We start from the raw sequence: 10107 nt of genomic DNA, 5'->3' as shown, positions 1-10107 counted from the left end.
TGACCGTGGACAACCTCATTGCGCTGCTCATCGCGGCGCCCCTGCTCGGAGCGGCCGTCCTGCTGTGCGGCGGACGGCGCCTCGACAAGACCGGGCACTGGCTCGGCACCCTGCTCGCCGGCTCCTCCTTCGTGATCGGTCTCGTCCTGTTCGCCGACATGCTCTCCAAGAGCGCCGACGACCGGGCCCTGCACCAGCACCTCTTCACCTGGATCCCGGTGGAGGGCTTCCAGGCGGAAATGGCCTTCCAGCTCGACCAGCTGTCGATGACCTTCGTGCTCCTGATCACCGGCGTCGGCACGCTCATCCACCTGTACTCCGTCGGCTACATGGAGCACGACGAGCGGCGCCGCCGCTTCTTCGGCTACCTCAACCTGTTCGTCGCGGCGATGCTGCTGCTCGTCCTCGCCGACAACTACCTGCTGCTCTACTTCGGCTGGGAGGGCGTCGGCCTCGCCTCGTACCTCCTGATCGGCTTCTGGCAGCACAAGCCCAGCGCGGCGACCGCCGCCAAGAAGGCCTTCCTGGTCAACCGGGTCGGCGACATGGGCCTGTCGATCGCGATCATGCTGATGTTCACCACCTTCGGCACCTTCGCCTTCGGCCCGGTCCTGGAGTCCACCGGCCAGGCCTCCGAGGGCAAGCTGACCGCGATCGGTCTGATGCTGCTCCTCGCGGCCTGCGGAAAGTCGGCCCAGGTGCCGCTGCAGTCCTGGCTCGGGGACGCGATGGAGGGTCCGACCCCGGTCTCGGCCCTCATCCACGCGGCCACCATGGTGACCGCCGGTGTCTATCTGATCGTCCGCTCCGGCGCGATCTTCAACGCCGCCCCCGACGCGCAGCTCGTCGTCACCGTGGTCGGCACCGTCACGCTCCTCTTCGGTGCGATCGTCGGTTGCGCGAAGGACGACATCAAGAAGGCGCTGGCCGGTTCGACGATGTCGCAGATCGGCTACATGGTCCTCGCGGCCGGCCTCGGCCCGATCGGCTACGCCTTCGCGATCATGCACCTGGTCACCCACGGCTTCTTCAAGGCCGGGCTGTTCCTCGGCGCCGGATCGGTCATGCACGGCATGAACGACGAGGTCGACATGCGGCACTACGGCGGGCTGCGGAAGTACCTGCCCGTCACCTTCGTCACCTTCGGCCTCGGCTACCTCGCGATCATCGGCTTCCCCGGCCTGTCCGGCTTCTTCTCCAAGGACAAGATCATCGAGGCGGCCTTCGCCAAGGGCGGCACGGAGGGCTGGATCCTCGGCGGCTGCGCCCTCCTCGGCGCCGCCATCACCGCCTTCTACATGACCCGCGTGATGCTGATGACCTTCTTCGGCGAGAAGCGCTGGCAGCCCGACGCCGAAGGCGAACTGCCGCACCCGCACGAGTCGCCGAAGACGATGACGATCCCGATGGTCCTGCTGGCCTTCGGCTCGGTCTTCGCGGGCGCCCTGTTCGGCATCGGCGACCGGTTCGTGAAGTGGCTGGAGCCGGTCACCAGCTTCGAGCACGGGCACCCGCCCATCGGCGCCGGCGCGATCACCACCGCCACCGTCGTGGTCATGCTCCTCGGCGTCGGGCTCGCGTACCTCCAGTACGGGCGCCGCCCGGTGCCGGTGGTCGCTCCGCGCGGCTCGCTGCTCACCCGGGCCGCCCGCCGCGACCTGCTCCAGGACGACTTCAACCACGTCGTCTTCGTCCGCGGCGGCACCCACCTGACCCGCTCCCTCGTCTACGTCGACCACAGCCTCGTCGACGGGGTGGTCAACGGCACCGCGGCCTCGGTCGGCGGGCTCTCCGGCCGGCTGCGCAAGCTCCAGAACGGCTACGCCCGGTCGTACGCGGTCTCCATGTTCGGAGGTACGGCGGTGCTCATCGCCGCGACCCTGCTGATGAGGGCGGTGTGACTCCCATGTCCCAAGTGGTCAACGCGGGTTTCCCGCTCCTTACCGTGACGGCCGGGGTCCCGGCGGTGGGTGCCATCCTCACCGCCGCCGTCCCCGCCGCCCGGCGCACCGCCGCCAAGTGGCTCGCGCTGCTCGTCTCGCTCGTCACCCTCGTACTCGCGGCGGTCGTCTTCGTCCGCTTCGAGCCCGGCGGCGACCGCTACCAGCTCGTCGAATCACACGCCTGGATCCGGGACTTCGGCGTCAGCTACGAGCTCGGCGTGGACGGCATCGGGGTGGCGCTCATCGCGCTCACCGCGCTGCTGATCCCGTTCATCGTGCTGGCCGGCTGGCACGACGCCGACCCTTCCGCGAGCTCTTCGCCTAGTGACCGCGTCGACAAGCGGTGGCGGCCCACGCAGGGCTTCTTCGCCCTGATCCTCATGGTCGAGGCGATGGTGATCCTCTCCTTCGAGGCCACCGACGTCTTCCTCTTCTACGTCCTGTTCGAAGCCATGCTCATCCCGATGTACTTCCTCATCGGCGGCTTCGGCGACCGTGCCCACTCCGGCACCGACGAGAACGCGGCCGCGCAGCGCTCCTACGCGGCGGTCAAGTTCCTGCTCTACAACCTGGTCGGCGGTCTGATCATGCTGGCCGCGGTCATCGGCCTCTACGTCGTCGCCGGCGACTTCTCGCTCACCGAGATCACCGCGGCGCGGGCGGACGGCTCGCTGGAGATGGCCACCGGCACCGAACGGTGGCTGTTCCTCGGCTTCTTCTTCGCCTTCGCCGTGAAGGCGCCGCTGTGGCCGCTGCACACCTGGCTGCCCAACGCGATGGGGGAGGCCACCGCCCCGGTCGCCGTCCTCATCACCGCCGTCGTCGACAAGGTCGGCACCTTCGCGATGCTCCGCTTCTGCCTCGGACTCTTCCCCGAGGCCTCGAAGTGGGCCACCCCCGCGATCGTCGTCCTCGCCCTCATCAGCATCGTCTACGGGGCGCTGCTCGCGGTCGGCCAGCGGGACATCAAGCGCCTGGTCGCGTACGCGTCGATCTCCCACTTCGGCTTCATCATCATGGGCATCTTCGCGATGACCAGCCAGGGCCAGTCCGGCGCCACGCTCTACATGGTCAACCACGGGATCTCGACGGCCGCGCTGATGCTGGTCGCCGGTTTCCTGATCTCCCGGCGCGGCTCGCGGCTCATCGCCGACTACGGCGGGGTGCAGAAGGTCGCACCGGTGCTCGCCGGCACCTTCCTGATCGGCGGTCTCGCCACCCTGTCGCTGCCCGGGCTCGCCCCCTTCGTGAGCGAGTTCCTGGTCCTGGTCGGCACCTTCTCGCGCTATCCGGTGGCGGGGATCGTCGCCACCACCGGCATCGTCCTCGCCGCGCTCTACGTCCTCGTCCTCTACCAGCGGACGATGACCGGCCCGGTGAAGGAGGAGGTGCGCGAGCTGCCCGACCTGCGGGTGCGCGAGCTCGCGGTGGTGGCCCCGCTGATCGCGGTGCTGATCTTCCTCGGGGTCTTCCCGAAGCCGCTGACGGACGTCGTCAACCCGGCGGTGCAGTACACCATGTCCGATGTCCAGCAGAAGGACCCGAGCCCCGAAGTGGAGGCGGCCAAGTGAGTGCTTCAGCCGTCGCACCCGCTGTCCACAGCCTGTGGACGACGGCGGCCGCCGGGCCGATCGACAAGATCCCGGCACCCCACATCGAGTACACCCAGCTGTCGCCCGTGCTCATCGTGGTGGGCGCGGCCGTCGTCGGCGTCCTCGTCGAGGCCTTCGTGCCGCGCAAGGCCCGCCACTACACCCAGGTGTTCCTGACCGTCCTGGCCCTCGCCGCCGCCTTCGCCGCGGTCGTCGGCCTCGCCGCCGGCGGCTACGGCTCCACCAAGGCCCACATCGCGGCCATGGGCGCCATCGCCGTCGACGGGCCCGCCCTGTTCCTCCAGGGCACCATCCTGCTCGCCGCGATCGTCTCGATCCTCACGTTCGCGGAGCGCAGGCTCGACCCGGCCGACCACGGCCACCGGGTCGACTCCTTCGCCGCCGAGGCCGCAGCCGTCCCCGGCAGCGAGCAGGAGAGGGCGGCGGTCAAGGCCGGCTTCACCACCACCGAGGTCTTCCCGCTGGCCCTGTTCGCGGTCGCCGGCATGCTGGTCTTCCCCGCCGCCAACGACCTGCTGACGCTGTTCGTGGCGCTGGAGGTCTTCTCGCTCCCGCTCTACCTGCTGTGCGCCGTGGCCCGCCGCAAGCGCCTGCTGTCGCAGGAGGCCGCGGTCAAGTACTTCCTGCTCGGCGCCTTCTCCTCGGCCTTCCTGCTCTTCGGGATCGCCCTCCTCTACGGCTACGCTGGCTCCGTCTCGTACGCCGTCATCGCCGACGTCGTCGGCGGCGACGTCACCGCGATCGACCCGGCGCTCGCCGACACCATGGGCAACGACGTGCTGCTCCTCATCGGCTTCGCCCTGGTCATGATGGGCCTGCTGTTCAAGGTCGGCGCCGTCCCCTTCCACATGTGGACCCCGGACGTCTACGAGGGCGCCCCGACCCCCGTCACCGGCTTCATGGCCGCCGCGACGAAGGTCGCCGCCTTCGGCGCGATGCTGCGCCTCCTCTACGTGGTGCTGCCGGGCCTCACGTGGGACTGGCGGCCGGTCATGTGGGCCGTCGCCATCGTCACCATGCTGGGCGGTGCGATCGTCGCCATCACCCAGACCGACGTCAAACGGCTGCTCGCCTACTCGTCGATCGCGCACGCCGGCTTCATCCTCGCCGGTGTCATCGCGGCCACGCCCAGCGGCGTCTCGTCGGTGCTGTTCTACCTGGGGGCCTACTCCTTCGTGACCATCGGCGCCTTCGCCGTCGTCACGCTGGTGCGGGACGCGGGCGGCGAGGCCACGCACCTGTCCAAGTGGGCCGGTCTGGGCCGGCGTTCGCCGCTCGTCGCGGCGGTCTTCGCGGTCTTCCTGCTCGCCTTCGCCGGCATCCCGCTGACCTCGGGGTTCTCCGGGAAGTTCGCGGTCTTCAAGGCGGCGGCGGAGGGCGGCGCGGGCGCGCTGGTCGTGGTCGGTGTGATCTCGTCCGCGGTCGCCGCGTTCTTCTACATCCGGGTGATCGTGCTGATGTTCTTCAGCGAGCCGAAGGCGGACGGCCCCACGGTCGCCGTGCCCTCGGGCCTCACCTCGATCGCCATCACGGCCGGTGTGGTGGTCACGCTGGTGCTCGGCTTCGCGCCGCAGTACTTCCTGGACCTGGCCGGCCAGGCGGGCGTGTTCGTCCGCTAGACGTCCCCACGGCCCCGAGGGCCCGGTCCCCGCAGTCGCGGGACCGGGCCCTCGGCGTGTGCGCGGGACCGGGCGGCGCACGCGGGGGTGACCCGTCCCGGGGTGGCATGTCATCGTGAGTCACCGCCGGATTGGTCTCGACCATTGAGGAGGGCCGCCCCATGCGCGGTACCACCGCGTCGCCCGACACCCCCTGCGCCGCGTCCCGGCGAGGGGAACCGCCCGTGCACCGGCTGGAGTTACGGCTCCCCGACGACGTGCCGTTCGCCGTCGGCACCTTCGACACCATCGGCCCCATGTCCCGGGCCGCCTTCCCCCACCGCCACACCTTCTACGAGATCGTGCACGTCACCCATGGCGCCGGCACGCACGTCGTGGACATGGAACGCTGGGAGCTCCGCCCGCCGCACCTCGGCCTGATCCTGCCCGGACAGCTCCACCACTGGGAGGACGTCCACGGACTCGACGGCTCGGTCGTCCTGTTCACACCCGAGTTCCTCCTCGACCACCCCGGCGACCAGGACCTGCTGCGCCGCATCGCCGCCCGCCCCTGGCTGCGCCTCGACCCGGCCGCGCACCGCCGCACCGCGCACCTGATCGCCGAACTCGGTGAGGAGTACGGGCACGGGGACGCCGGATTCGCCACCGTGCTGCGCTCGCTGCTGCACGTGCTGCTCGTCCGGACGGCCCGGCTCGGCGCCCCGCCGGAGCCGCCGGCGCCGTCCGGGCGGCCCGCCTCCGTCGCCGACGCGTTCGCCCGGCTGATCGCCCGTACCGACGCGGACGGCGCGGCCGCCGGGCCCCGGTCCGTGCGGGAGTGCGCCGAGCGGCTCGGGGTCACCCCCGGCTATCTCACCGAGGCCGTACGGGCCGCCCTCGGCCGCACCCCGGCCGGCCTGCTCCGCGAGGCCCGCACCCGCGAGGCCCAACGCCTGCTCGCGCACACCTCTCTGTCGGTACGTCAGGTGGCGTCGAGGACGGGCTTCGACGACCCCGCGTACTTCTGCCGCTTCTTCCGCCGCGAGACCGGCATGAGCCCCGGCGACTTCCGAAAGCACCACGACCACCGGCTTGCGTCCATCGAAGCGGACCCCGGGCCCGCCTAGGTTTCTGGTCGATCGTTCCGCCCCCCACAGAGGAGCAGGCATGGACCGAGAGACCTCGACCGGACACGTCACCCGCAAGACGGTGCTGCGCGCCGCGCTCGCGGCCGGCATGGCCGCCCCCGCGGTGCTCATGGGCGTCCCCGCGCTCGCCCGTACGCTCGACGCCGGCACCGTCGCGCCCGAGCTCACCCCCGCGTGCGACGACGGGGACGACCCCACCCCGGCGCAGATCGAAGGCCCCTACTTCAAGCCCAACTCGCCCCTGAGGAACACCCTGTCCGAGCCGGGCACCCCCGGCGTGCGGCTGACCGTGAGCGGCTACGTCTTCGGGCGCGCCTGCCGACCGGTCGTCGGCGCCCTGCTCGACTTCTGGCAGGCCGACACCAACGGCGCCTACGACAACACCGGGTTCCGCTTCCGCGGGCACCAGTTCACCGGCGCGGACGGCGCCTTCGCGCTCACCACGATCGTGCCGGGCCTGTATCCCGGACGCACCCGGCACCTCCACGTGAAGGTGCAGGCGCCGGGCCGGCCGGTGCTCACCACCCAGCTGTACTTCCCGGGCGAGCCCCGCAACAACACCGACTCGATCTTCGACGCCCGGTTGCTGATGAGCGTCCGGGACGCGGGCGGGGCGAAGGAGGCGGCCTTCGACTTCGTGCTCGACGTGCCGCAGGATCCGGGTCCGAGCCCGACCCCGACGCCGACGCCCACGGCGACGGCCCCGGGCGGCACCTGGGCCGCCGGGACCGCGTACCGGGCCGGGGACGCGGTCACCCACGCCGGGCGGCGCTACGTGTGCCTCCAGGCCCACACGGCCCAGCCCGGCTGGGAGCCGCCCGCCGTTCCCGCCCTGTGGCGGGCGGTCTGAGCCGCCGGAACGGCCGCAGCGGCCGGGCCGCCGGGGCCTGCTGAGCCTCGGGGGCCCGGCCGGGCTCGTTGAGCCGCCGGGCCCGGCCCGGGGCGGCTCAGGCGGCGCTGTTCGGCGCGATCCGGCCGGTGACCTCGCCCAGGGCGACCCGGACGCCGTCCGGGCCCGGGGCCCAGGCGGTCAGCGTGACCTCGTCGCCGTCCTCCAGGAACGTGCGCTTGCCGTCGGCGAGCTCCAGCGCGTCGCGCCCGTTCCAGGTGAGTTCGAGCAGCGAGCCGCGCTGACCGACCTCGGGTCCGGAGACCGTGCCGGAGCCGTACAGGTCACCGGTGCGCAGCGAGGCGCCGTTGACGGTCATGTGGGCGAGCTGCTGCGCGGCCGTCCAGTACATGGTGGAGAACGGCGGCTCGGCCACCACCTCGCCGTTGATGGTGACGGTGATCCGCAGGTCGAAGCCGCCGGGCTCCTCCTCGCCGGAGTCCTCCAGGTACGGCAGCAACGGGAAGTCCCGCGCGGGCGGGGCGACCCGGGCCGCGTCCAGGGCCTCCAGAGGCGTCACCCAGGCCGAGACGGAGGTCTGGAAGGACTTGCCGAGGAAGGGCCCGAGCGGCACGTACTCCCAGGCCTGGATGTCCCGCGCCGACCAGTCGTTGAGCAGCGTCAGACCGAAGACGTGCTCGCGGAAGTCGGCCAGCGGTACCGGGGTGCCGAGCGTGGACGGGGTGCCGACCAGGAAGCCGACCTCCGCCTCGATGTCCAGCTTGACCGAGGGCCCGAAGACCGGCGTCGCGTCGGCCGGGGTCTTGCGCTGGCCGGCCGGGCGGACCACGTCCGTGCCGGAGACCACGACGGTGCCCGAGCGCCCGTGGTAGCCGATCGGCAGGTGCTTCCAGTTCGGCGTGAGCGGCTCGCCGTCCGGGCGGAAGATGTGCCCGACGTTGGTCGCGTGGTGCTCGCTCGCGTAGAAGTCGACGTAGTCGGCGACCTCGTACGGCAGGTGCAGGGTGACCGCGTCCAGCGGGTGCAGCAGCGGCTCCACGACCGGGCGGTGCGCGGGCACGGTCAGCCAGCCGGTCAGCGCGCGGCGCACGTCGCGCCAGGCGGTGCGGCCGGCCGCGAGCAGCGGGTTCAGGCTGGGCTGCGCGAGCAGCGCGGCGTACGGCGAACCGAGCGCGTGCGCCGCGGCCCCCGCGTCGAGCACGTGCCCGCCGATCCGGACGCCGAGCCGACGCCGGTCGGGCTCGTCGGCGGTGGAGAAGACGCCGTACGGGAGGTTGTGCGGGCCGAAGGGATCGCCTTCGGCCAGGTCGAGCGGGCTCTGCTCGGGCATCGGTGCTTGCCTCGCTTTCCAGGTGTGTGGGGGACACGTTACGGGGCGGGCGCCGAGCGGCGGATGACATGTGTCACACAGAAAGTGCGGCCTCCGTGGGCAACTGTCCGTATTCGCGGGCTATGTGACAGCTGTGAGGCGCCCGTGTCGACAAAGCGCCTGTCACGGACTCGTCAATCCGGCTATTCCCCGGCCTTATTCCGGTCATACGATCACCGCTATGTCGCGCCGCGTGAGGTATCCGCGGGCGCGGCCCCACAACTCTGTTTGTTCTCATCTTCGTCCGACCAGAAAAGGTCCATCTTGAAGATTCGCCGCATTGTGGCGACCGCCGTGGCCGCCGCCGTGACCACCCCGGTCGTGCTCCTTTCCGCCGTGCCCGCGTTCGCCGACACGAAGCCGGGTACCACGCAGACGCAGGACGACCAGCCGACGATCGAGGAGTTGAAGCTCGCGGTCGCCGCCGCGCAGAAGGCACTCGACGCCGCCAAGGCAGCCCGTGCTGAGGGCAGCAAGCAGCTGGACGTCGCCTTCGCCACGCTGGCGCCGGGCGGGACCCATGCCCTCGCCGTCACGCTTACCGACGCCATGGCGAAGGCCAAGACCGCCGGCGACGCGAAGACCGCGGCGGACGAGAAGCTCGCCACGGCCGAGAAGGCCCTGAAGGCGCTGCCCGACACTGCCACGCAGGAGGAGAGGGACACGGCTCAGCAGGCCGTGACCGAGGCCAAGACCGCCGCTGAAGCGGCCACGGCGGCCAAGACCGCCGCCGACACGAAGGTCGACGAGGCCGCCGATGCCATCGACGACGAGCGTGTGCGCCTCTCTCGTGAGTACAACCTGAAGTACGTGAAGCCCGAGCAGGAGGCCCAGAACGCTCTCGACGCGGCCGAGAAGGCGCTGAAGGAGGCCGAGGAGGAGCCTGACGGCTGCAAGGACGTCGAGAAGACTCTCACCGTCCGTCTGACCGGTCCCAAGCAGATCGCCGCGGGCTCCAGCGGCGACTTCTCGCTGCGCCTCACCAACGCGACGGGTGCCACCCTGGACGCGCCTGGCGCCGAGATCAACCTGGTCAACGCGGCCACCGGCGACAGCAACCTGAACAAGTGGCTGGACCTCAAGGCCTCGGTCGACGGCTCCTGGCAGGACGTCGACGAGGACTTCGCGGTAGTCGACCTCAAGCCCATGAAGGCGGGGGCCACCGCAGACGTCAAGCTGCGCGTCACCGTCAACGCCAAGGCCCCCAAGGCCTTCGCATCGCTCCTTGCCGCGTCCGGGTACGACAACAAGGACGGCTCCTGTGGCTGGGGTGGTGGCGCCGCCGCTGACTTCACGATCACCAAGGCTTCCAAGCCCGGCTCCACCGGCGGCAACGGCAACACCACCCAGCAGGGCGGCCAGTCGAACACCCCGGTGACCAACGGCACCTCCGGCTCCACCGGCGGCACGCTCGCCAAGACCGGTGCCGGCTCCTCCACGATGCCGATCGCCCTCGCGGGCGCAGCGGCCGTGGCCCTGGGCGCCGGCGCGATGGTCGTGGTCCGCCGCCGCAAGGCCGGCGCGGACGCGTAACCGCACCGCACCACCGCTTTCCGAAGGAAGGGCCCCGATCCGCTGTCTCGGGA

7 protein-coding genes are annotated in these 10107 nt (G+C 71.2%); 6 read left to right on the top strand and 1 reads right to left on the bottom strand.

The window, feature by feature from the left end; genetic code table 11:
• The first annotated feature begins 5 nt into the window (after positions 1–5).
• The 5 genes from nuoL to ACIRQF_RS21355 all read left to right on the top strand — a co-directional run bounded on the left by nuoL (position 6) and on the right by ACIRQF_RS21355 (position 7152).
• Positions 6–1901, top strand: a complete 1896-nt coding sequence (gene nuoL / locus ACIRQF_RS21375; protein WP_404094063.1) for an NADH-quinone oxidoreductase subunit L — start codon at positions 6–8, stop codon at positions 1899–1901.
• 5 nt (positions 1902–1906) lie between these two features.
• Positions 1907–3514: an NADH-quinone oxidoreductase subunit M gene (locus ACIRQF_RS21370; RefSeq protein WP_376633176.1), complete on the top strand. Its 1608-nt coding sequence runs from the start codon at positions 1907–1909 to the stop codon at positions 3512–3514.
• Complete coding sequence (gene nuoN, locus ACIRQF_RS21365) at positions 3511–5175, top strand: NADH-quinone oxidoreductase subunit NuoN (protein WP_404094060.1); 1665 nt, start codon at positions 3511–3513, stop codon at positions 5173–5175. The genes ACIRQF_RS21370 and nuoN overlap by 4 nt, the downstream gene beginning before the upstream one ends.
• 161 nt (positions 5176–5336) lie before the next feature.
• Positions 5337–6281 carry an AraC family transcriptional regulator gene (locus ACIRQF_RS21360; protein WP_389753562.1) on the top strand — a complete coding sequence of 315 codons (945 nt, stop codon included), beginning with the start codon at positions 5337–5339 and terminating at the stop codon, positions 6279–6281.
• A gap of 40 nt (positions 6282–6321) precedes the next feature.
• Positions 6322–7152, top strand: coding sequence for a carbohydrate-binding protein (locus tag ACIRQF_RS21355; RefSeq protein ID WP_404094056.1), 831 nt, complete (start codon positions 6322–6324; stop codon positions 7150–7152).
• Positions 7153–7249: 97 nt separating this feature from the next.
• On the opposite strand, the gene fahA is transcribed toward ACIRQF_RS21355, so the two are convergent.
• Positions 7250–8482 carry a fumarylacetoacetase gene (gene fahA / locus ACIRQF_RS21350; protein WP_376633184.1) on the bottom strand — a complete coding sequence of 411 codons (1233 nt, stop codon included), beginning with the start codon at positions 8480–8482 and terminating at the stop codon, positions 7250–7252.
• Positions 8483–8785: 303 nt separating this feature from the next.
• Between fahA and ACIRQF_RS21345 the strand changes: the two genes are divergently transcribed.
• Positions 8786–10054 (top strand): LPXTG cell wall anchor domain-containing protein, encoded by a 1269-nt coding sequence (locus ACIRQF_RS21345; RefSeq protein ID WP_404094053.1) that lies wholly within the window; start codon positions 8786–8788, stop codon positions 10052–10054.
• The last annotated feature ends 53 nt before the right edge of the window (positions 10055–10107 follow it).

Origin of the sequence: Streptomyces sp. NPDC101191 (assembly GCF_044767915.1) — a bacterium.
Lineage (GTDB): Bacteria > Actinomycetota > Actinomycetes > Streptomycetales > Streptomycetaceae > Streptomyces.
Note: the sequence above shows the minus strand (reverse complement) of the source record. Positions and strands in the feature narration are given on the sequence as shown.

Excerpts from the sequence above, each read along its gene's own strand:
- ACIRQF_RS21355 (WP_404094056.1), top strand. The coding sequence starts at position 6,322 with ATGGACCGAGAGACCTCGACCGGACACGTCACCCGCAAGACGGTGCTG.
- ACIRQF_RS21370 (WP_376633176.1), top strand. The coding sequence starts at position 1,907 with ATGTCCCAAGTGGTCAACGCGGGTTTCCCGCTCCTTACCGTGACGGCC.
- fahA (WP_376633184.1), bottom strand. The coding sequence starts at position 8,482 with ATGCCCGAGCAGAGCCCGCTCGACCTGGCCGAAGGCGATCCCTTCGGC.
- ACIRQF_RS21360 (WP_389753562.1), top strand. The coding sequence starts at position 5,337 with ATGCGCGGTACCACCGCGTCGCCCGACACCCCCTGCGCCGCGTCCCGG.